19 protein-coding genes are annotated in these 22,065 nt (G+C 71.5%); 13 read left to right on the top strand and 6 right to left on the bottom strand.

Annotated features, from left to right (window positions below; genetic code table 11):
* Position 1: 1 nt before the first annotated feature.
* Positions 2-1,498, top strand: a complete 1,497-nt coding sequence (locus tag ABCS02_RS09485; RefSeq protein WP_345835389.1) for a histidine kinase N-terminal domain-containing protein — start codon at positions 2-4, stop codon at positions 1,496-1,498.
* Between the two features lie 4 nt (positions 1,499-1,502).
* On the opposite strand, the gene ABCS02_RS09480 is transcribed toward ABCS02_RS09485, so the two are convergent.
* A complete protein-coding gene (locus tag ABCS02_RS09480) occupies positions 1,503-1,751 on the bottom strand; it encodes a WhiB family transcriptional regulator (RefSeq protein ID WP_345835388.1) in 249 nt (82 codons plus the stop codon).
* Between the two features lie 206 nt (positions 1,752-1,957).
* Here ABCS02_RS09480 and ABCS02_RS09475 point away from each other — a divergent pair, with 206 nt between their 5' ends.
* On the top strand, positions 1,958-2,347 hold the full coding sequence (locus ABCS02_RS09475) for a histidine kinase (RefSeq protein WP_345835387.1): 390 nt from the start codon (positions 1,958-1,960) through the stop codon (positions 2,345-2,347).
* A gap of 18 nt (positions 2,348-2,365) precedes the next feature.
* Here ABCS02_RS09475 and bcp read toward each other — a convergent pair whose 3' ends face one another.
* Genes bcp through aroA form a run of 3 tightly spaced genes read right to left on the bottom strand, consistent with a single transcriptional unit; the run spans position 2,366 to position 5,219 of the window.
* Positions 2,366-2,836 (bottom strand): thioredoxin-dependent thiol peroxidase, encoded by a 471-nt coding sequence (bcp, locus tag ABCS02_RS09470; protein ID WP_345835386.1) that lies wholly within the window; start codon positions 2,834-2,836, stop codon positions 2,366-2,368.
* Positions 2,833-3,876: a ribosome small subunit-dependent GTPase A gene (rsgA, locus tag ABCS02_RS09465; RefSeq protein ID WP_345835385.1), complete on the bottom strand. Its 1,044-nt coding sequence runs from the start codon at positions 3,874-3,876 to the stop codon at positions 2,833-2,835. The genes bcp and rsgA overlap by 4 nt, the downstream gene beginning before the upstream one ends.
* A complete protein-coding gene (gene aroA, locus ABCS02_RS09460) occupies positions 3,873-5,219 on the bottom strand; it encodes a 3-phosphoshikimate 1-carboxyvinyltransferase (RefSeq protein WP_345835384.1) in 1,347 nt (448 codons plus the stop codon). Before aroA ends, rsgA begins: the two co-directional genes overlap by 4 nt.
* Before the next feature lie 43 nt (positions 5,220-5,262).
* Between aroA and ABCS02_RS09455 the strand changes: the two genes are divergently transcribed.
* The 3 genes from ABCS02_RS09455 to ABCS02_RS09445 are packed head-to-tail and all read left to right on the top strand — an operon-like array spanning position 5,263 to position 7,517.
* A complete protein-coding gene (locus tag ABCS02_RS09455; protein WP_345835383.1) occupies positions 5,263-5,922 on the top strand; it encodes a sigma-70 family RNA polymerase sigma factor in 660 nt (219 codons plus the stop codon).
* Positions 5,919-6,164, top strand: coding sequence for a zf-HC2 domain-containing protein (locus tag ABCS02_RS09450; protein ID WP_345835382.1), 246 nt, complete (start codon positions 5,919-5,921; stop codon positions 6,162-6,164). Before ABCS02_RS09455 ends, ABCS02_RS09450 begins: the two co-directional genes overlap by 4 nt.
* 57 nt (positions 6,165-6,221) lie before the next feature.
* Positions 6,222-7,517, top strand: a complete 1,296-nt coding sequence (locus tag ABCS02_RS09445; protein ID WP_345835381.1) for an alpha/beta hydrolase-fold protein — start codon at positions 6,222-6,224, stop codon at positions 7,515-7,517.
* Positions 7,518-7,535: 18 nt separating this feature from the next.
* Here ABCS02_RS09445 and ABCS02_RS09440 read toward each other — a convergent pair whose 3' ends face one another.
* On the bottom strand, positions 7,536-11,216 hold the full coding sequence (locus ABCS02_RS09440; RefSeq protein ID WP_345835380.1) for a multifunctional oxoglutarate decarboxylase/oxoglutarate dehydrogenase thiamine pyrophosphate-binding subunit/dihydrolipoyllysine-residue succinyltransferase subunit: 3,681 nt from the start codon (positions 11,214-11,216) through the stop codon (positions 7,536-7,538).
* A 172-nt stretch (positions 11,217-11,388) separates the two neighbouring features.
* On the opposite strand from ABCS02_RS09440, the gene ABCS02_RS09435 reads away from it, so the two are divergent.
* The 8 genes from ABCS02_RS09435 (at position 11,389) to ABCS02_RS09400 (ending at position 20,617) form a co-directional block, all read left to right on the top strand.
* Positions 11,389-12,843, top strand: a complete 1,455-nt coding sequence (locus ABCS02_RS09435) for a GuaB1 family IMP dehydrogenase-related protein (RefSeq protein WP_345835379.1) — start codon at positions 11,389-11,391, stop codon at positions 12,841-12,843.
* A gap of 156 nt (positions 12,844-12,999) precedes the next feature.
* The gene (locus tag ABCS02_RS09430; RefSeq protein ID WP_345835378.1) at positions 13,000-13,980 is read left to right on the top strand and encodes a hypothetical protein; all 981 of its coding nucleotides are present in this window, start codon (positions 13,000-13,002) and stop codon (positions 13,978-13,980) included.
* Between the two features lie 220 nt (positions 13,981-14,200).
* Complete coding sequence (locus ABCS02_RS09425) at positions 14,201-15,535, top strand: hemolysin family protein (protein ID WP_345836320.1); 1,335 nt, start codon at positions 14,201-14,203, stop codon at positions 15,533-15,535.
* Positions 15,528-16,580 (top strand): hemolysin family protein, encoded by a 1,053-nt coding sequence (locus tag ABCS02_RS09420; protein WP_345835377.1) that lies wholly within the window; start codon positions 15,528-15,530, stop codon positions 16,578-16,580. Before ABCS02_RS09425 ends, ABCS02_RS09420 begins: the two co-directional genes overlap by 8 nt.
* Before the next feature lie 208 nt (positions 16,581-16,788).
* Positions 16,789-17,652: an ADP/ATP-dependent (S)-NAD(P)H-hydrate dehydratase gene (locus ABCS02_RS09415; RefSeq protein WP_345835376.1), complete on the top strand. Its 864-nt coding sequence runs from the start codon at positions 16,789-16,791 to the stop codon at positions 17,650-17,652.
* 36 nt (positions 17,653-17,688) lie between these two features.
* Positions 17,689-19,050 (top strand): hypothetical protein, encoded by a 1,362-nt coding sequence (locus ABCS02_RS09410; RefSeq protein WP_345835375.1) that lies wholly within the window; start codon positions 17,689-17,691, stop codon positions 19,048-19,050.
* A 15-nt stretch (positions 19,051-19,065) separates the two neighbouring features.
* Positions 19,066-19,398 carry a thiamine-binding protein gene (locus ABCS02_RS09405; RefSeq protein WP_345835374.1) on the top strand — a complete coding sequence of 111 codons (333 nt, stop codon included), beginning with the start codon at positions 19,066-19,068 and terminating at the stop codon, positions 19,396-19,398.
* A gap of 82 nt (positions 19,399-19,480) precedes the next feature.
* Positions 19,481-20,617 (top strand): MFS transporter, encoded by a 1,137-nt coding sequence (locus ABCS02_RS09400; RefSeq protein WP_345836319.1) that lies wholly within the window; start codon positions 19,481-19,483, stop codon positions 20,615-20,617.
* A gap of 186 nt (positions 20,618-20,803) precedes the next feature.
* Here the strand turns inward: ABCS02_RS09400 and ABCS02_RS09395 are convergent, their stop codons facing one another.
* On the bottom strand, positions 20,804-22,009 hold the full coding sequence (locus ABCS02_RS09395) for a homoserine O-acetyltransferase (RefSeq protein ID WP_345835373.1): 1,206 nt from the start codon (positions 22,007-22,009) through the stop codon (positions 20,804-20,806).
* Positions 22,010-22,065: the final 56 nt, after the last annotated feature.

Here is a 22,065-nt window from a genome sequence, read left to right as displayed (position 1 = left end):
CGTGTCGACGCTCTCGGATCTGGTCTACTCGCAGGGACTCGCGGATGAGGCCGACGTCGAGTGGCTCCATCGACTCGCCGGCGACGGCCAGCTGCTCGCCGACCTGGCCCTCGCCGACATCGTGATCTGGGCTCCGACGGCGGACGACTCGTTCGTCGCGGTCTCCCACACCCGGCCCGGCAGCGCCGCGACGCTCTTCTATCGCGACATCGTCGGCGAGCACGTGCGTCCGCAGTGGCGGATGCAGGTGCGCGAGGCGTACGTCTCCGGGCGCATCGTGGACTCCGCCTCGCCCGACTGGTTCGAGGAGACCCCCACGCGGGTCCGCGCGGTCCCGATCGTCCGCACCGCCCCGCGGGCGGGGGAGGAGCCCCGCGCGATCGCGGTGCTCACCCGGCACACGAACCTCGGCGAGACCCGGACGCCGTCGCGTCAGCAGATCACGTTCAACGACTGCGCCGATGACCTGTTCGGGATGATCGCCTCGTCCGACTTCCCAGACCCGTCCGCCCCCACGGCCCCGCGTCGCGGCGCGCCCCGCGCGTCCGACGGCCTCATCCGGCTGGACGTCGACGGCATCACCACGTTCGCGAGCCCCAACGCGCTCTCCGCGTTCAACCGGATGGGCTTCGACGACGAGCTCGAGGGCGAGTCGCTCGTCGAGGTGACGACCCAGATCCTCCCCTCGAAGCGGCAGTTCGACGAGTCGCTGCCGCTCGTCGTGACCGGCCGGTCACCGTGGCGCACCGACGTCGAGGCGCGCGGGGTGACCGTGTCGCTGCGCGCGATCCCGCTGCGCGACCACGGCACGCGCATCGGCGCGATCGTGCTGTGCCGCGACGTGACCGAGCTCCGCCACCGCGACCAGGAGCTCCTCACGAAGGACGCGACGATCCGCGAGATCCACCATCGCGTCAAGAACAACCTGCAGACCGTCGCCTCGCTGCTGCGGATCCAGGCGCGGCGCACGCACTCCGACGAGGCGCGGGATGCGCTGACCCAGGCCATGCGCCGCGTCACCGCGATCGCGGTCGTGCACGACACGCTGTCGGAGGGGCTGGCGCAGAGCGTCGACTTCGACGACGTCTTCGCGCGGGTCATGAAGCTCATCGCGGAGGTCGCCGCGGCGCCGTCCACGCAGGCGCGTACGCGGACGACCGGGGCGTTCGGCACGCTCCCGAGCGAGTACGCGACGCCGCTCTCGCTGGCGCTGACCGAGCTCGTGACGAACGCGGTCGAGCACGGCCTGGCCGGCCGTGAGGGTGACGTCGTCATCTCTGCGGAGCGCACGGCCGAGCAGCTCGAGGTGCGCGTGCGCGACACCGGTGTGGGGCTGCCGGAGGGTCAGGTGGGCCGCGGGCTGGGCACGCAGATCGTCCGCACCCTCATCGAGGGCGAACTGGGCGGCACGATCGACTGGCACACGCTGGTGGGCAGCGGCACGGAGGTCACGATCGACATCCCGATGCGCTACATCGAGCGCGACGAGGTCGTCTAGCGGCTCAGGAGGCGCGGCGCGCGCGGGCGGCGCGGCGCTTGAGCGCCCGGCGCTCGTCCTCGGACAGGCCACCCCAGACACCCGAGTCCTGTCCGCTCTCGAGCGCGTACTGGAGGCAGATCTCCGTCACGGTGCAGCGCGCGCACACGGACTTCGCCTTGTCGATCTGGTCGACCGCCGGCCCCGTGTTCCCCACCGGGAAGAACAGCTCGGGGTCGACCGTAAGGCAGGCCGCTTTGTCGCGCCAATCCATGTAGTGCTCCTTGTGACAAACAGGAAGGGGGGAGTCTGTGTGGTGCAGAGCCCGGATCTTGGTCCGCTACTCTGTGTGGTGTGCGAGCTCGTAGCTCGCCCCACGCCGCTGTGGGAGCACACAACGCCGTCAATCGTTTCACAGTGTGAAGGACGGATCAAGGGTTTCGCACGTTGTGTCGTGCGCTTTCTGCGATCAGGAGATTCATGTCGACGACGATTCTGACCCGGCTCGCCGCGCTGCTCGTCCTCCTCGAGGGCATCGGCCTCGTGTTCCTCACGGGCTGGCAGGTCGTCGCGATGCTCGGCGGTGACACCGATTCGCTGACGAGCGCGCTCGCGCTCGCGGTCCTCACGGCCGTGGCGGCCGCCGGCCTGATCGCCTTCGGCGTCGCGATCGGGCGCGGCAGCTCGTGGGGCAGATCGGGCGGCGTCGTGGCCCAGCTCCTCATCCTCGCGGTCGCGATCGGTGCCTTCACGGGCGCCTACGCGGAGCCGTTGACCGGCCTGTGGATCGCGCTGGTCGCGATCGTCGGCCTCGTCCTGCTGGTCCTCGTCATCTGGCGGACGCCCCGCCCGCCGCGCCCGACCGACTGACCGCGCCGCGAGGTCGGATCAGGCGTCGACGCCCAGGAGCGTCCGCAGGCGCGCGACGTGGCCCGTCGCCTTCACGTTGTAGAGCGCCTGCACGACCACGCCGTCCTCGTCGAGGACGAACGTGGAGCGGAGGACGCCCTCGATCGTCTTGCCGTAGTTCTTCTTCTCGCCCCACGCGTCGTAGGCGAGGTGGACCGCGTGATCGGGGTCGCTGAGCAGCGGGAACGTGAGTCCGTCGTGCTCGCGGAACGTGCGCAGCTTCGCGGGGGTGTCGCGGCTGATCCCGAGCACGCTGTATCCGGCGCCCTGCAGCGAGGAGAGGCTGTCGCGGAAATCGCACGCCTGCGTCGTGCAGCCCGGCGTCATGGCCGCGGGGTAGAAGTAGAGGATGACGCGACGCCCGCGGTAGTCGCTGAGCGACACCTCGGCGCCGTCCTGATCGGTGAGCGTGAAGTCGGGAGCGGTCATGCCGGGTTCGAGATGCGTCACGGACTCAGCCTAAAGGTCGTGAGCAGGCGCTGCAGGGAGTCCAGGCGGGCCGGGCCGCGGTCGCCGAGCCGGCCCTCGGCCACCGCCTCGACGATCGCGCAGTCCGGGGCGTCGGGCAGGTGCGTGCAGCCGCGCGGGCACTCCTCGGCGAGTTCCGCGAGGTCGGTGAAGGCGTCGAGGATGTGGGTCGGGTCGACGTGACCCAGGCCGAACGACCGCACGCCGGGGGTGTCGATGACCCACCCGGATCCGCCCGCCTCGCGGTAGCGCAGCGACACGGTCGACGACGAGGTGTGGCGACCGCGACCGGTCACCTCGTTGACGTGCCCCGTCGCCCGCCCGGCGTCCGGCACGAGCGCGTTGATGAGCGTCGACTTCCCCACGCCGGAGTGGCCGACGAACACCGTCGTGTGGCCCACGAGCTCCGCCCCGATCCGCTCCAGCGGCACGTCGTCGCGCCCGCTCGTGAACACCTCCAGGTCGAGGCCGGCGAAGTGCGAGAGGAATTCGGACGGATCGGCGAGATCCCGCTTGGTCACGACCAGCATCGGACGGATGCCGGCATCCAGCGCCGCGACGAGGTACCGGTCGACGAGCCGCTGCCGCGGCTCGGGGTCGGCGGCCGCGACGACGACGACCATCTGGTCGGCGTTCGCGACGATGACACGCTCGACCTTGTCGGTGTCGTCCGCGCTGCGGCGCAGGAGCGTCGAACGATCCTCGATCGCGACGATGCGCCCGAGCGTGCCCTCCGCGCCGGACGTGTCGCCGACGACCCGGACGCGGTCGCCCGTCACGATCGCGTTGGTGCGCAGCTCGCGCGCCCGTGAGGTCACGATCTCGTGCTCGTCGCCGCCGTCCTCGTCCACCAGGACCGCGTATCGGCCCCGATCGACGCTCAGTACGAGGCCCGAGATGGCGTCGTCGTGCGCGGGACGCCGCTTCGTGCGGGGCCGGTTCGCCTTCGGGTTGGGGCGGACCCGCACGTCCGACTCGTCGAACTCGGGTTCGTCGTCGTCGTCGCTCCCGAACCAGCTCACGCCGCGGCGCCCCCCGGCGCGACGTCGAGCATCCGGCGCCAGAGCTCCGGGAACTCGGGCAGGGTCTTCGCGGTCGTGCCGATGTCGTCGATCTCCACGCCGGGAACGGCGAGCCCGACGAGCGCGCCGGTCGTCGCCATCCGGTGGTCGTGGTACGCGTGCCACAGCCCGCCGTGGAGGGGGCGCGGGATGATCCGGATGCCGTCCTCGAACTCCTCCGCCTCGCCGCCGAGCCCCCGCAGCTCCGCCACGAGCGCCGCGATGCGGTCGGTCTCGTGCCCGCGGATGTGCCCGATCCCGTGCAGGCGCGAAGGAGCGTCGGCGAACGCCGCGAGCGCGACGATCGTCGGTGCGAGCTCGCCGGCGGCGGAGAGGTCGAGGTCGACCCCGCGGATGCCGCCCTCGGCGGTGACCGTGAGCGCGCCGTGGCGCCGGGACACGCGTGCGCCCATCTCGGACAGGATGTCGCCGAGCAGCGCGCCCGGCTGGGTGGAGTGCGCCGGCCAACCGGTCACGCTCACCGAGCCGCCGGTCACGAGCGCGGCCGCGAGGAACGGGGCCGCGTTGGAGAGGTCGGGCTCGATCGTGACCTCCTTCGCGCGGATCGGCGCGGGCGGCACGATCCATTCGCCCACCCGCGGCCGCTCGACGTGGATGCCGTGCCGGCCCAGCGCCTCCACGGTCATGTCGATGTGCGGCATGCTCGGAAGCCGCTCGCCCTCGTGGACGAGGTGGAGCCCGGTGTCGAAGCGGGGTGCCGCGAGCAGCAGCCCGGAGACGAACTGGCTCGACGCGCTCGCGTCGATCGTGACCTCGCCGCCGCGGATGTGGCCGCGGCCGCGCACCGTGAAAGGGAGGGACCAGGAGCCGCCGTCGTCCACGTCGATGCCGAGGTCGCGGAGGGCGTGGATCATGGCGCCCATCGGCCGGTGCAGGGCGCTCGGATGCGCCGTCATCTCGACGTCGCCCGCGGCGAGTCCCGCGAGTGCGGACACGAAACGCATGACGGTGCCCGCCTGACCGCAGTCCACGACGGCGGCCTGGAGCGGGAACGTGGGCTCCACGAGCAGGTCCGGGCCGAACGCGCCCGGCTCGGGGATCGCTTCGATGTGCGCGCCGAGCGCCGAGAGCGCGTCCACCATGCGGGCCGAGTCGTCCGAGTGCAGGGGGCCGCGGAGCGTTCCCGGCGCCTCAGCGAGGGCCGCCAGGACGAGCTCCCGCCCGGTGAGCGACTTCGATCCGGGCACGGTGACCGTCGCATGAAGGGGTGCCGCGGCGACCGGGGCCGGCCAGGCGCCCGAGTCGTCGCGCGCGGGATCGAGGGAATACCCGAGTGCGGTCATCGGTTCCAGCCTACTGAGACCGGAGCGGCACGGAGGGAGCGGCATGATCGCCACGAGCGAGGAGCTGACCCTGGTGCGCGAGCTGGCGGACATAGACTGGCGCGTGATGGATGACGAGGTCGACCCGGTGTCCGAGGCGCGCGGGCAGTTCGAGGAGCAGGCCCTCCCTTACATGGACCAGCTCTACGCCGCCGCGCTCCGCATGACGCGCAACCCCGCCGACGCCGCCGATCTCGTCCAGGAGACGTTCGTGAAGGCGTTCGCGTCGTGGAAGACGTTCACGCAGGGCACGAACCTCAAGGCATGGCTGTACCGCATCCTGACGAACTCCTACATCAACACGTACCGGAAGAAGCAGCGCGAGCCCTACCAGGGCACGATCGACGACCTCGAGGACTGGCAGCTCGGCGGCGCCGAGTCGACGACCGCGACGAGCACGCGGTCGGCCGAGGCCGAGGCGATCGACCGGATGCCGGACTCGGCCGTGAAGAACGCGCTGCAGGCGATCCCCGAGGACTTCCGGCTCGCGGTGTACCTCGCCGACGTCGAGGGCTTCTCCTACCAGGAGATCGCCGACATCATGAAGACCCCCATCGGCACGGTCATGAGCCGCCTGCATCGCGGCAGGCGGCTGCTTCGTGACCTTCTCGCCGACTACGCACGAGACCGCGGCATCCAGGCCGCGACGAGGAGCAGCAGATGAGTGACTGCGGCTGTGAGAAGGCCAGGCGTGACCTGGAGGAGTACCTGCGCCAGGAGGTGTGCAAGACCGAGCATGCCGACATCGCGGCGCACCTGGAGCACTGCCCGGAGTGTCGCGACGAGGCCACCGTCGCCCGGACGCTGACGGACGTCGTCGCGCGTGCATGCCGGGAGACGGCGCCCGAAGAGCTGCGCGACCAGGTGCTCGCGACGCTGCGCGACATTCAGGTGCACGCGCACTAATCCGACACAGAGCCCGCGCGGGGCATCCTCCCGGTCCCGCGTCCTAGGCTGGTGCGGATGAGGCACTGGCTGCTGACGCTCGAAATCGTCGCCAGCCCGTTGACGGAGATCTTCCTCGGCATCGCCGCCGTGGGACTCGTCATCGCGATCGTGGTGCCGCCGCGGCATCCGTGGCGTGTGCTGATCGCTGCGGGCGTGGGTGCGGTGTTCGGCGTGGGCGCCTACCTGCTGCTCAACGGGCTCAATGTTTTCGGCATCCAGCTGCCGTTCCTGGCGGAGGTGTACGCCGTCGCGGGCCTCGCGGGCTGCGGCGCCGCCATCGCGGCGGCGTGGGACCCGCCCTGGTGGCGTCGCACGATCGCGATCATCGCGGCGGTCGCGGCGCTCCTCGGCGGCGGACTCGGCGTGAACAAGACGTTCGCCGTCAACCACAACCTCGCGTCGCTGTTCGGCATCCAGGCGGCGGACCCCATCGTGCTGCCGCCGGTCACGTCGACCGCCGTTCCCACCGCACCGCTCTACCAGACCTGGACACCGCCGGCCGGGATGCCCGCGAAGGGGCAGGTCGGTGCTCTCGTGGGTGACGCCCTGATCCCCTCGCCCGGCTTCACGCCGCGGGAGGGGGCGATCTATCTCCCGCCGGCGGCGCTCGTGCCGAATCCGCCGGCCCTGCCGCTCATCGTGTTCATGATGGGCCAGCCCGGGTCGCCGGATCCGACGAGCCTCCAGCGCACCCTCGACGCGTACGCCGCAAAGCACCAGGGACTCGCGCCGATCGCGATCATCGCGGACCAGCTCGGCGCGACCACGGTCGATCCGGCGTGCGCCGACTCGCAGCGGTACGGCGCCGTGTCGAGCTACTTCAATGTGAGCATCCCTCAGTGGGCGCGCACGCATCTCAACGTCATCGACGACCCGCGCTACTGGACGATCGGCGGCTATTCGAACGGCGGCGCCTGCGCGTGGGCGTGGGCTGCGCAGTTCCCCGGGATCTGGGGCAACGTGTTCGCGGTTTCCGGAAACGAGTTCCCGGGGTCGGAGACCATCAAGAAGACCGTCGCCGAGGTGTTCGGGGGGAACCAGGACGCCTTCACGGCGGCATCCCCGCTCGCGCAGCTCGCCCGGCATCCCGGCGCCTACGCCGGCCACGTCGCGATCTTCACGATGGGCGCCGAGGACGACACGTTCGGTCCCGGCATCCAGCGCAATGCGAAGGCGGCCGCGGATGCCGGGTTCACGGTCCACCTCGAGCAGATCCCGGGCGCGGGTCACGTCGGGAACGCCCTGGACGGCGGCCTCACCGCCGGCGTGGCGGACCTGGGCTCCGCCCTCGGTCTCGCCCCGCCCGGCTAGCCCGAGCCCGGGCCCGGATCAGTGGGTGAGCGCGCGCTCCATGAGGTCGGCGTGCTCGATCGCGTGGATCTTCGGCGAGCCGGTCGCGGGCGACGCCGCCGCCGCGCGGGAGATGACCCGCATCGTGCGACCGCGCAGCTGCTTCACGTACTTGAGGGCGATGAACGGCCAGGCGCCCTGGTTCTCCGGCTCCTCCTGCACCCACACGAGTTCCGCGTTCGGGTACCGCTCGATGATCGCGTTGAGCCGATCGATCGGGGCCGGGTAGAACTGCTCGAGGCGCACGAGCGCGATCGTCGGGTCCGGGTGCTTGTCGAGCTCCGCCACGAGGTCCCAGTGCAGCTTCCCGGCGTGCAGCAGCACGCGGGTGACGGCGGCGGGATCCAGCTCGCGCGTGTCGTCGAGGACCGGCTCGAACTTCCCGTTGACGAAATCCTCGACGGGGCTCGTGGCCCCGCGAAGACGCAGCATCGCCTTCGGGGTGAAGACGACGAGCGGACGCCGCGGCCGGGCGTACGCCTGGCGACGCAGCAGGTGGAAGTACGACGCCGGCGTCGAGGGCCGGGCGACGGTCATGTTCTGCTGCGCGCACAGCTGCAGGTAGCGCTCGATACGGGCCGACGAGTGATCGGGGCCTTGACCCTCGTAGCCGTGCGGGAGCAGCAAGACGACGCTCGACTGCTGGCCCCACTTCTGGTCGGCCGAGGAGATGTACTCGTCGAGGATCGACTGCGCGCCGTTGGCGAAGTCGCCGAACTGCGCCTCCCACAGCACGAGGGCTTCGGGGGCCTCCACGGAGTAGCCGTACTCGAAGCCCATCGCGGCGTACTCGCTCAGCAGCGAGTCGTACACCCAGAAGCGGCCCTGGTTGTCGCTGAGGTTCGTGAGCGGGATCCACTCCTGGCCGTTCACGCGATCGTGCATGACCGCGTGGCGCGACACGAACGTGCCGCGGCGCGCGTCCTGCCCGGCGAGGCGCACCGCGGTGCCCTCGACGAGGAGCGATCCGAACGCGAGCAGCTCGCCGAAGCCCCAGTCGACGGAGCCGGAGCGGCTCATCTCGAGGCGCTTGTCGAGCAGCTGGGCGACCTTGGGGTGGACCGTGAACCCGTCCGGACGGTTGACGAAGGCATCCCCGACCAGCCGGATCACCTCGGTCTGGACGCCCGTGGTGTCGGGCTCGCCGGTGGCCGTGGCGATCGTCTCGGTCACGACCGGCGTCGCGCCCGTCTCGGCGTCGTGCGTCTCGGCGAAGGCGACCTCCAGGCGCTGCTGGAAGTCCTGCTTCGCCTGCTCGTACTCCTCCTCGGTGATGTCGCCGCGTCCGACGAGGGCCTCCGTGTAGAGGCGGCGGACGGAGCGCTTCGCCTCGATGAGGTTCGTCATGAGGGGCTGGGTCATCGACGGGTCGTCGCCCTCGTTGTGTCCGCGGCGGCGGTAGCAGATGAGGTCGATCACGACGTCGCGGTGGAACTCCTCGCGGTAGCGGAACGCGAGTTCGGCAACGTGGACGACGGCCTCGGGGTCGTCGCCGTTCACGTGGAAGATCGGCGCCTGGATCGTCTTGGCGACATCCGTCGCATACGTCGACGAGCGGCCGTCCTGCGGCAGCGTCGTGAAGCCGACCTGGTTGTTGACGACGACGTGGATCGTGCCGCCCGTGCGGTAGCCGCGCAGCTGCGACATCTGCAGCGTCTCGACGACGACGCCCTGGCCCGCGAACGCGGCGTCGCCGTGCACGAGGATCGGGAGCCACGAGAACGAGCCGATCGGCTTGCGGTCCTGCTTGGCACGGACGATGCCCTCGAGCACGCCGTCGACGGTCTCGAGGTGCGAGGGGTTGGCCGCGAGGTAGACGGGCAGCTCGCGCCCGTCGTCGGCGAGGAACGTGCCCTCTGTGCCGACGTGGTACTTCACGTCACCGGAGCCGTGCTTGTTGCCCGGGAGGCTGCGGCCCTCGAACTCGCGGAACACCTGGCCGTACGTCTTGCCGGCGATGTTCGTGAGCGTGTTCAGACGGCCGCGGTGCGCCATCCCGATCGCCGCGCCCTCCAGGCCGGCGCCCGCAGCGCCCTGGAGGATCGCGTCGAGGAGCGGGATGAGGGACTCGCCGCCCTCGAGGCTGAAGCGCTTCTGCCCGACGTACTTGGTCTGGAGGAACGTCTCGAACGCCTCCGCCTCGTTGAGCTTCTGGAGGATGCGGAGCTGGTGGTCGTGACCGGGCTTCGTGTACCGGACCTCGCAGTTCTCCTGGAACCAGCGGCGCTGGGCCGGGTCCGGGATGTGCATGTACTCGATGCCGATCGTGCGGCAGTACGAGTCGCGCAGCAGGCCCAGGATCTCGCGCAGCGTCATCTGGCGGCGACCGCCGAAGCCGTTCGTCACGAACTCGCGCTCGAGGTCCCAGAACGTGAGGCCGTGGGTCTCGATCTCGAGGTCCGGGTGCGTGCGCTGCATGTACTCGAGTGGGTCGATGTCGGCCATCAGGTGGCCGCGGACGCGGAACGAGGTGATGAGCTCCTGCACGCGCGCGGTCTTGTCGATGCGCTCGGCGAGGTCGACGTGGATGTCGCCCGCCCAGCGGATCGGGGCGTACGGGATCCGGAGGCCCGCGAAGATGTCGTCGTAGAACCCGCGCTGCCCGATCAGCAGCTCGTGCACGATCTTCAGGAACTCGCCCGAGCCTGCGCCCTGGATGACGCGGTGGTCGTACGTGCTCGTGAGCGTGATGACCTTGCCGATCGCGAGCTCGTTGAGCGTCTTCTCGCTCGACCCCTGGAACTCGGCCGGGTACTCCAGCGCGCCGGCGCCGATGATGCAGCCCTGCCCCTTCATGAGGCGCGGGACGGAGTGGACCGTGCCGATCCCGCCCGGGTTCGTGAGTGAGATCGTCGTGTTCTGGAAGTCGGCGGCGGTCAGCTTGTTGTTCCGCGCGCGCTTGACGAGGTCCTCGTACGCGGCGAGGTACTCGCTGAAGGTGAGCGTGTCGGCGCGCTTGATGCTGGGCACCAGCAGCGCGCGCGACCCGTCCGGACGCGGCAGGTCGATCGCGATGCCGAGGTTGATGTGCGCGGGCGCCACGACCGAGGGCTTGCCGTCGATCTCGGCGTAGAACACGTTCTGGCTCGGGAAGGTCTTCAGGGCCTGGATGAGCGCCCAGCCGATGAGGTGAGTGAAGCTCACCTTGCCGCCGCGCGTGCGCGCCATGTGGTTGTTGATGACGATGCGGTTGTCGATCATCAGCTTCGCCGGGATCGTGCGCACGCTCGTCGCCGTCGGGACGGTCAGCGACTCGTCCATGTTGGCCGCGAGGGTCTTCGGCATCCCCTTGAGGACCGTCACCCGGTCGGCGTCCAGCGCCTCGGGCACCGCGGGCGCCTCGATGCTTGGCGCCTGGGCCGGGATCGGCTGGGGCGCCGCGGGCTTGGCGGTCGTGCGCGCGACTGGCTGAGCGCCGATGACCGGGATGGGGGCGGTCACGGGCCGGGGCTCGACCGGCGCCTGCGCGGGGGCCGGGGCCTGCGCCGGGGGAGCGGCGACCGAAGCGGAGGGCTGGTACGCCTCCAGGACGGGCCACCACGCCTTGTCGACGGAGCCGGGATCGGCCTTGAACTGCTCGTAGAGTTCTTCGACGAGCCATTCGTTGGCTCCGAACTCCCCTTCGCTCGAAACGCCTGTGCCCGTCACCTGGCTCGACACCGTCGATCGCCTGCTTCCGTGTGAGATTCGTCCACCCGCGCGCGAGGCTGGGCGCCTCCCGCGCACGAGGGTTAAGCCTAATCGCATCGGTCGCTCCGGCGGGCGCCATTGACCGGAGAGTGGACCGACAACTTCTCCGCTTCTTTCCGTCACGGCAGGTACCGTGAGGATCGTGGAATTCTCCGGTGCGCAGCCGCAGGTCGACCTCACCTATTCGGACGTGTTCCTCGTGCCGCGCCGCTCCGGTGTTGCGAGCCGGCTCGACGTCGATCTGGCGCCCGGCGACGGCACCGCCTCGACGATCCCGATCGTCTCGGCGAACATGGACTCGGTCACCGGTGTGCGGCTGGCCTCGACGCTCGCCCGGCGCGGCGGCCTCGGCGTGCTGCCGCAGGACCTGCCGCTCCAGGAGCTCGACGTCGCCATCCGCTGGGTGAAGGCGCAGCCGGTCGCGTGGGATACCCCGATCGTGCTCGGGCCGGACGCGACCGTGGCGCAGGCGGCGGCGCTGCTCCCCGCCGTCCCGGGATACGGCGTCGTCGTCGCCGAGTCGACCGACGACCCGCGGATCGACGAGGTCGACGGGATCGTTCCCGCCACCCGGCTCGGCACCGCGCTGCCGGACGCGCGCCTCGGCGACCTCGTGCGCGGCCGCCCGGCGAGCATCGACGCCGACGACATCGGGAGCGCGCGCCACGCGTTCGACCTGCTCGTCGACGCCGACACCGATCTCGTCTGCATCGCGCGGCACGGACACGTCGTCGGCACGCTCTCGCGTCGCAGCGCGCTGCGGGCGACCCTGTACCGGCCCGCGGTCGACGCGGGCGGCCGGCTCCAGGTCGCGGCGGCGATCGGCATCAACGGCGATCCCGCCGGCAAGGCACGCGCGCTGGCCGCGGCCGGTGTCGACGTGCTCGTCGTCGACACCGCGCATGGGCACCAGGAGGGGATGCTGCAGGCGCTGCGCGCGGTGAGCGAGCTCGGGCTCGGGCTCCCGATCGTGGCGGGGAACATCGTCACCGCGGACGGCGTCGCCGATCTGGTGGATGCGGGAGCGACGATCCTCAAGGTCGGTGTCGGCCCCGGCGCCATGTGCACGACCCGGATGATGACCGCGGTCGGGCGGCCGCAGTTCTCCGCCGTGCTCGAGACCGCCGAGGCCGCCCGTGCGCACGGCGCGCACGTGTGGGCCGACGGCGGCGTGCGCTATCCCCGCGACGTCGCGCTCGCGCTCGCCGCGGGTGCGGCATCCGTCATGATCGGCTCCTGGTTCGCGGGAACGATCGAAGCGCCCGGCGAGCTGCAGCGCGACCCCGACGGACGCCTCTACAAGGAGTCGTGGGGGATGGCGTCGACCAGGGCCGTGCAGGGCCGCTTCGGCCGGCTCGACGCGTACGAGCTCGCGCGCAAGGAGCTGTTCGCCGAGGGGATCTCCTCCTCCCGGATCTACGTCGACCCCCTGCGCCCGGGCGTCGAGGACCTCATCGACATGATCACGTCGGGCATCCGCTCGTCCTTCAGCTACGCCGGCGCCTCCTCGGTGCCGGAGTTCCACGAGCGCGCGCTGGTGGGCCTGCAGTCCGCCGCCGGCTACGAGGAGGGCAAGGCCCTCCCCGTGAGCTGGTAGCCCCGCCCCCTGCGCTCCCGCCCGCGCGCCGCGGCTCCGCCCGCCCCGCGCGCGAACCGACTGGCGCTGTCCTCCACAGGACGCGTTCTCGGTCGGATATCCACCGAGTGCGGCGAAGGCGCGGCGTGAGCGGACGCGCATATGTCGAATGGGGTGATGAACGCCCGCACGGAGCATCCGATCGTCGTCCATCGCCGCCGCGAAGCCGACGCGCAGCCGGTGAACGACCGGATGCTGCGATGCGCGCTGCAGGCGGGTGCGGTCGTCCGGGTCGCTGCCGGCTGCTACGTGCGCAGCGACGACTGGGAACGCCTGCGTCCGATCGATCGGCACGACGTCCGGGTGCTGGAGGCTGCGGACCGTGCGCGCGGTGAGGTGGTCATCGCCCTGTTCGCGGCGGCCGCCGTCTGGGGCATCGACATCCTCGGCCGATGGCCGGGCCGTGTGGACGTCCGTGTCGATCGTGCGGGCGGCGGCAGGTCGACGGGGATCTTCCAGCGGCGGGCCTGGGGCTTCGACGGCGTCGCGGTCCTTCCTTGGCGCGGCCATTGGATCACGACACCGGCCCAGACGGTCGTCGACCTCGCGCGGGTGCTCTCGTTCAGGAGCGCGGTCGTCGTGGCGGACCAGGCGCTCTGGGCTCGCCGGCTCGGCGGTCCGTTGACGGACCGTGCGGTGCTGATGGCGACGCGCGAGCATCAGCCCGCTGCGCGTGGGGATGCGGGTGTCGAGCGGATGCTCCGTTTCTCGACGCACCTGTCGGATTCGGTGCGCGAGTCCCAGAGTCGCGTCGTCATCGATGCCCTCGGGTTTCCGGAGCCCGTTCTGCAAGACGTCTTCGAGCTGCCCCATCGCGGCACGGCGAAGCCGGACTTCTTCTTCGAGGATTTCGATCACGCGGCGGAGTTCGACGGGACGGGCAAGTACCTGGATCCGGAGCTGACCCGCGGCCTCACGCCGGAGCAGGCGCTTCTCGCGGAGAAGGACCGCGGCGACGCGCTGCGCCGACGCGTCCGCGCGCTCTCGCGGTGGCGCACGCCGGCGCTGCGTCAGCCCGCACTGCTGTACGACATCCTCACGGGCGACGGGCTCCCGACACCCCGACCCCGCCCGCGGCCGGGGATGGTGTGGCAGTGATCCCTCGGCTCGCGCTACTTCAGCTCGCACGCGCGACGCGAATATCCGCCGCGCATGCGAGGAACAGTGGCGCGGACGCAAGGCGGGAGCGCCGGGCGAGGGTGGGCGCGCCGGGAGCGGGGGTCGAGACGCGGGCTAGACTGAGGCGCACGATGGACGACCCTCCGAGTCGCAGACGTTCGCCCCACCGACCCGCACCCCGAGCAGGGGGTGATGCGTGATGGAGTTCATCATGCTGGGCGTGGGGCTCCTCCTCACGATCGGCACCGGTCTGTTCGTCGCGAGCGAGTTCGCGCTCGTCAATCTCGACCGTGCGGACCTCGAAGCGCGGCGCGCGGCGGGCGAGACGCGGCTCTCGCTCACGATCGACGCGCTGAAGATCACGTCGACGCACCTGTCGAGCGCGCAGCTCGGCATCACGCTCACGACGCTCCTCACCGGCTACACGATGCAGCCGGCGATCTCGCGACTGTTGGGCCCGGCGTTCACCGCGTGGGGGATTCCGGATGCCGTGTCCGTGCCGATCGCGGCGATCCTCGGCATCGCGATCGCGACGATCTTCTCGATGGTCATCGGCGAGCTCGTCCCCAAGAACTTCGCGCTCGCCATCCCGCGCGAGACCGCCAAGCTCGTGATGCCGTTCCAGGTCGCCTTCACGACGGTGTTCCGGCCCGCCGTCGCGGTCCTCAACGGCAGCGCGAACGGGCTTCTGCGCTCGGTCGGCTTCGAGCCGAAGGAGGAGCTCTCCGGCGCCCGGTCCGCGGAGGAGCTGTCGAGCCTGGTCCGCCGCTCCGCGAGCGCGGGCGTGCTCGAGCAGGACACCGCATCCCTCCTGCACCGCAGCCTGACATTCGCGCGCCTGTCCGCCGCCGACGTGATGACCCCGCGCACCGACGTGCATGCGCTCGCCGCCGACGACACGGCCGACGACGTCATCACGCTGGCCCGCACGACCGGGCACAGCCGGTTCCCGGTCGTGGGCGAGTCGATCGACGACATTCTCGGCATCGTTCACCTCAAGGCTGCGATCACCGTGCCGCGCGAGCGCCGCGGCGAGGTACGGGCGGCCGACCTCGCCAGCGAGCCGCTCCGCATCCCGGAGACCGTGCATCTCGACGTGCTCGTCTCCGAGCTGCGCGCCCGCGGCTACCAGATGGCGGTCGTCGTCGACGAGTACGGCGGCACCGCGGGGGTGGTCACCCTCGAGGATCTCGTGGAGGAGATCGTGGGCGAGGTGCTCGACGAGCACGACCGGCAGAAGGCCGGCATCGTGTCGACCGCCGATGCGGTCATGCTCCCCGCGAGCCTGCGCCCCGACGAACTGCGCGACCGCACCGGCATCCGCGTCCCGGAGGGCGAGGTCTACGACACCGTGGGCGGCTTCCTCATGAGCACGCTCGAGCGGATCCCGCGGGTCGGCGACCAGATCCCCTTCGAGGACGGCACGCTGACCGTGACCCGCATGGACGGACGCCGGGTCGAGCGCGTGCGGTTCGTGCCCAACGACGAGTTCCGGATGCGCCGGGCCCGCGACCGGGGTGAGCGCGATGAGTGACTGGGCCGGCATCGCGTGGCTCGTGGTGCTCCTGATCGGCAACGCGTTCTTCGTGGCCTCCGAGTTCGCGGTGATCTCCGCGCGCCGGTCGCAGATCGAGCCGCTCGCCGAGCGCGGATCGCGCGCGGCGAAGACGGCGCTCTATGCGATGGAGCACGCGACGCTCATGCTCGCGACCTCGCAGCTCGGCATCACGATCTGCTCGCTGCTGATCCTGAACGTGTCGGAACCGGCGATCCACCACCTGCTCGCCGAGCCGCTGCACCTGACGGGTCTCGCCGAGGGCGCGATCGACACGATCGCGTTCATCGTCGCACTGGTCCTCGTGTCGTACCTGCACGTGGTGTTCGGGGAGATGATCCCGAAGAACGTCGCGTTCTCGGTGCCCGATCGCGCCGTGCTGCTGCTCGCCACGCCGCTCGTGTGGTGCTCGTGGCTGTTCCACCCGATCATCGTCGCGCTCAACTGGACCGCGAACCACGTCGTGCGGCTGTTCCGAGTCGAACCGAGGGACGAGGCGGCGTCCACGTTCACGCTCGACGAGGTCGCGACGATCGTCGCGACGTCCCGGCAGGAGGGCATCCTCGACGACGCCGCCGGCACGGTCACCGCAGCCGTCGAGTTCACCGACAAGAAGGCGGGCGACATCGCGGTGCCGTTCCGTGAGCTGGTCACGCTGCCGCAGTCGACGTCGGCGGACGGGATCGAGCACGCCGTCGCACGGCACGGATACTCCCGATATGTCATCACGGATGCCGCGGGGGAGCCGATCGGATACGTCCACCTGAAGGACGTGCTGCGCGTCGTCCAGCGCGGGACTCCGGACGACGAGGCGAAGCCGATCCCGGCGAAGCGCATCCATCACATGGTGGAGCTCGAGGAGAGCACCGACCTGGAGGACGCGCTCGCCATCATGCGCCGCGATGGCCGGCACCTCGCGCGGGTGCGTGACGGATCGGGCGCGACGACCGGTGTCCTGTTCCTCGAGGACATCATCGAGGAGCTCATCGGCGAGGTCGAGGACGCCACCCGCCGCCAGGCCTGACCCCCTTCCGTGCGCCGGGCCTGATCCCCTCCCGCGCCCCCGCCGCGAGAACGCGCCTATGTCCTCTTCGCACGGCGTGTCGGTGACATACGCGCGTTCTCGCGGTGAGGGTGCGGGCCGGACGGAGGTGCGCGCGGGGGAGGTGCGGGCGCCGGAGGGTGCGCGCGGGGGAGGGTGCGGGCCGGACGGCGGCGGGTAGGGTGGCGCCATGGTACCCGTGCGCGATTGGGATGCCGCGGCCGCGGAGCGGTGGTATCGCGACCCCGTCCCGGAGGACGACAAGTACGCGCGCGGGGTCGTGGGCTTCCGCACGGGGTCGGAGCGATACCCCGGAGCTGCCGTGCTCGGGGTGGAGGCGGCCTGGCGGACGGGCATCGGGATGGTGCGCTACCCGGGTCCCCGGCGGGCGGCGGACCTCGTTCTCGCCCGGCGCCCGGAGACGGTGACGGCCGACGGCCGCGTGCAGGCCTGGGTCGTCGGATCCGGGACGGATGCCGCGGATCGGCCCGAGGAGGAGACCGCGGCTCTGCGCGAGATCCTCGACGGCTCCGTTCCCGTGGTGGCCGACGCCGGCGCGCTCGTCCTCGCCGCTCGTGCGCGCGCGCCGCGGCTGCTCACCCCGCACGCGAGCGAGCACGACCGGCTCCGTGTCGAGCTGGGGCTCGCGCCCGCGCCCGCGCGGAACGAGGCGTCCCGCCTCGCCGCCGTCCGGGAGACGGCGCACGCGTCGGGAGCCGTCGTGCTGCTCAAGGGAGCCGTGACGCTCGTCGCGGCGCCCAGCGGCTGGACCGCGCGCGTCGAGGCCGGAACACCGTGGCTCGCCACGGCCGGCACCGGTGACGTGCTCGCGGGCGTGCTCGGAGCCCTCGTCGCCGCGCACCAGGACGCCGCCGCGGGGGACGCGGAGGCCCTCGCGGCCCTCGCCGCGACCGGCGCCTGGCTGCACGGGCAGGCCGCGCGCCTCGCCGTCGCCGCCTCGGGCGGGCCGATCGTCGCGTTGGACGTGGCCGAGGCGCTGCCCCGCGCGGTCGCCGTGCTCCGCGCGCACGGCACGGGGGAACCGCCGGCGTAGGCGGGGCATCCAGGCCCCTCCGGTTACGATGAGGGAATGTCGAAACGCGGTGTTCTGTGGATCGCGTTCGCGGCCGTGCACATCCTCGTCGCGGTGCTCGGCTTCATCGAGCCGAACGGGCCCATGGGCGACGTCTACCTCGTCTACGAGAAGTGGTCGGGCTGCGCGCTCCTGCCGACGTCGACGTATTGCGGTGACCCGCCCACGTGGAGCATCCCCGGCATCACGGACTCCTGGGTCTACCCGCAGCTCGCCCTCGCGCCGATGCTGCTCGCGTGGCTCTTCGCCTGGCTCATCAGCTACACGCCCGCGTGGGCGGTGCTCATCATCCTCATCGACATCCCCGTCTTCGCGGTCCTCGTGGGCCGCGGCGCATCGAAGGGTCGCCGCGCGGCCGCGTGGTTCTGGCTCGCGTTCATCCTGTTCCTCGGCCCCGTGGGGATGTACCGGATCGAGGGCGTGACGCTGCCGCTCGCGATCCTCGGGTGCCTCTGGCTCGTGCGCCGCCCGTGGGTCGCGTCGATCCTCCTCGCCATCGCGACGTGGATGAAGGTCTGGCCGGCGGCGCTGCTGGGCGCCGCCCTCATCGCCGGACGTCGCAGACTCCCGATCATCGGTGGCGCCCTGATCGTCACGGGCCTCACCCTTGCCGTGATCTTCGCCCTCGGTGGGGGGCACAACGCGTTCGGGTTCGTCGGGGATCAGACGACACGTGGCCTGCAGATCGAAGCGCCGATCAGCTCGCTCTACCTCTGGGGCGCCGCGTTCGCAGTGCCGGGCTGGTGGGTCTACTACTCGGTGGACGTCCTGACCTTCCAGGTGACGGGTCCGAACATCGACGTGGTCATCGCGCTCATGACGCCGCTCATGGGGCTCGCGATGTTGGCCGTGATCGTGCTCGGCGCGTACAAGGCGTGGCGCGGCGCCACCTTCGCCCGGCTGTTCCCGACGCTGTCGCTGGCGCTCGTGCTCGCGTTCATCGTGTTCAACAAGGTCGGCTCCCCGCAGTACATCGCCTGGATCGCCGCGCCCGTCGTGCTGGGGATCGTCGTTCAGCGGGAGCGTTGGCTGCGCCCCGGGGCGTTCGTCCTGGCGATCGCGCTCGTCACCCAGCTGATCTATCCGCTCACCTACGGCGGACTCATGCGGCGGGTCAACCTCGACCTGCTCTCGGTGAGCCTGCTGACCATCCGCAACGTCCTGCTGGTGGTGCTGCTCGTGTGGATGGTCGTGCGCCTCGTGCGCGTGCCCGAGACGGGGCGCGGCCCGCGGCTTCTCCGGAGCCTGCAGCGACCGGCGTCCGAGACGGCGTCGGCTCCGCTGGCGGGCGCCGGTGCGGTGGCATCCGCCCCCGCCGCCGTCGTCTCCCCGCCGGAGTCCACCCCCGCCACTCCCTGACCTCCGGAGGTTCCCGTGCTCGTCGCCTTCTCCGTCGCTCCGAGCGGCACCGGCCGCGCGGACGGGTCCGTTCACGACGCGGTCGCCGCCGCGGTCCGGATCGTGCGGGAGTCCGGACTCCCGTACCGCACCACGTCGATGTTCACCGAGATCGAGGGCGAGTGGGACGAGGTCTTCGACGTCGTCAAGCGCGCGACCGAGGCGGTGCTGCCGTTCGGCTCGCGCGTGTCGCTCGTGCTGAAGGCCGACATCCGACCCGGGCGGACCGGCGAGATCGACGGGAAGATCGAGCGGCTCGAAGCTGCGATCGAATCGATTCGCGAACCGGACGGCGACGCGGCACAATAGCCCGGTGACGGACTTCGCGCTGAGCCGGGCTGCGGCCACCCGAGCGCTGCTCGCGCTCGCGATCGGCAGCTTCGGCATCGGCATGACCGAGTTCGTGGTCATGGGCCTGCTCCCGAACATCGCGCAGGAGCTGCTGCCCCAGCAGTGGGCGGCGAGCCCCGAGGACGCGATCGCGCAGGCGGGCCTGCTCATCTCGCTGTACGCGCTCGGCGTCGTGGTCGGCGCCCCCACGATCGCCGGAACGGTCGCGCGGTTCCCGCGACATCGCGTCATGGTGATTCTCGCGCTCGCACTGACGGTGTTCAACGCGCTCACCGTGTTCGCGCCGACGTTCGGACTGGTCGCGGCATCCCGGTTCCTCGCCGGCCTCCCGCACGGCGCGTACTTCGGTATCGCGGCGCTCGTCGCCGCGGACGTCCTCGGACCCGAACGGCGGGGCAAGGGCGTCGCGTTCGTCATGTCCGGACTCACCGTCGCCAACGTCGTCGGCGTCCCGCTCGGGACCCTCCTCGGCCAGCAGCTCGGCTGGCGCGCCGCCTTCGTGGTCGTCGTCGGGGTGTTCGCGCTCGCGGCCGTCGCGGTCGCGCTGTTCGTGCCTCCGCATCCGGGCACTCCGGGGCGGACGCTCCGCGCGGAGCTGCGCGTGTTCCGCATCCCGCAGGTCTGGTTCGCCCTGGGGGTGGGGGCGATCGGGTTCGGCGGCTTCTTCGCCGTGTACAGCTACATCGCGCCGATGGTCACGGAGGTCGCCGGGTCGCCGGCGTGGGTCGTGTCGATCGTGCTCGTGCTGATCGGCGTCGGCATGACCCTCGGGAACCTCGCCGGCGGTCACCTCGCCGACGTCAGCCTGCGGCGGACGCTGGTGCTCGGGATGCCGGCGATGGCCGTCGTGCTGGTCGTCATCGCGTTGACCGCCTCGTGGATCGGCGCCCTCGCGGTCGGCGGCTTCGCGCTGGGCTTCGTCTCGTCGGTCGTCGGTCCGGCGATCCAGACCCGGCTCATGGACGTCGCGCGCGAGAACCAGTCGATCGCGGCGGCGCTCAACCATTCCGCGCTCAACGTCGGCAACAGTCTCGGCGCCTTCCTCGGCGGCGTCGTGATCGCGCTCGGCTGGGGCTTCCTCGCCCCCACCTGGACGGGCGTCGTCCTCGCGATCGCGGGTTTCGGCATCATCCTGACGGGCTACCTCCTGGCGGATCGGGCCCGGACGCGCGTCTGAACTGCCCGCGGGCGGCCGGCACCCGACCCGCCCTCCGCACAACTCCTGCATTTCGGCCGGCGGGCGTGACGTGCGCGGCGGAGACGCGCGGGCCCGCGGCTCAGGTGTGCATGGATTGCAGGAGTTGTGCGGGATGCGGCGGGATGAGGCGCGAGCTCCGGGAGCTCGGGTCGGGTGGGGCCCGAGTCAGCTCGCGAGGAGACGGCGGAGGTGCGGGCCGACGGCCTCGGTCTCGATGAGGAAGCCGTCGTGGCCGAAGTCGCTCACGAGGACCGTCGCGCGGTCGCCGTCGAGGGTGTGGCGGATGCCGCGGGCGATGCGGTGCTGCCCGTCGACGGGGAAGAGACGGTCGGAGTCGATGCCCAGCACGAGGGTCGTGGCCGTGACCCGGGCCAGCGCGTCCTCGACGCCGCCGCGGTCGCGGCCGATGTCGTGCGAGTTCATAGCCTCGACGAGCGTGAGGTAGCTGTTCGCGTCGAAGCGGCGCGTGAACCGGTTGCCGTGGAAGTCGAGGTAGGACTCCACCGCGAACCGGCCGTCGTGCCCGAGGGGGCTGACGCCGGACTGCCACGACCGCTGGAAGCGCTGGTTGAGCTCCGTCGGGCTGCGGTAGTTGAGGAGGGCCATCCGGCGGGCGAGCGCGAGGCCGCGATGGGGTCCGTCGCCGTCGGCCGCGTCGTAGTACTCCCCGCCGGCGAAGCGCGGATCCATCCGCACGGTGTCCAGCTGCACGGAGTTGAGCGCGATCTGGTCGGCCGTCGTGAGGGGCGGCGCCGACAGCACGCCGAGGCGCGCGACGCGTTCGGGATGCGTGACGGCCCACTCGAGCGCGTGCATGCCGCCCATGGATCCGCCGATGACCGCCGCCCACGTGCCGATGCCGAGCGCGTCGGCAAGCCGGGACTGCGCCGCGACCTGGTCGCGGATCGTGAGGTAGGGGAACCGCGACGCCCACTCGTAGCCGTCGGGCCCGATGCTCGCGGGGCCCGTCGAGCCCTGGCATCCGCCCAACATGTTCGGCGCGACGACGAACCAGCGGTTCGTGTCGATCGCCTCGCCGGGGCCGACGATGCCCTCCCACCAGCCGGCGGTCGGATGCCCGGGGCCAGCCGCTCCGCGGACGTGGCTGTCGCCCGTGAGCGCGTGCGCGATGAGAACGGCGTTGTCGCGCGCGGGCGAGAGCTCGCCCCAGGTCTCGTACGCGAGGCGGAATGCCGGGAGCTCCCGGCCGCCCTCCGTGGGGAACGCGCCGAAGGACGCGAACCGCCGCTCGCCGACCGGGTCGCCGTCGCGCCACGCCCCGGTCGCGTGCGGCCGCCCGAGGAGGAGCCGGACGTCGGCCTCCGTGACCGGCGCGCTCGGCACCGTGTCCTCGGAGGTCTGCCAGTCCATAGGCTCATTCTCCCGTGCCGCCGACTCGGTGTCGGACCGTGTTACGTCTCCGGAAC

The organism is Microbacterium sp. X-17 (assembly GCF_039615055.1).
This window is presented reverse-complemented; position numbering and strand designations above follow the sequence as displayed.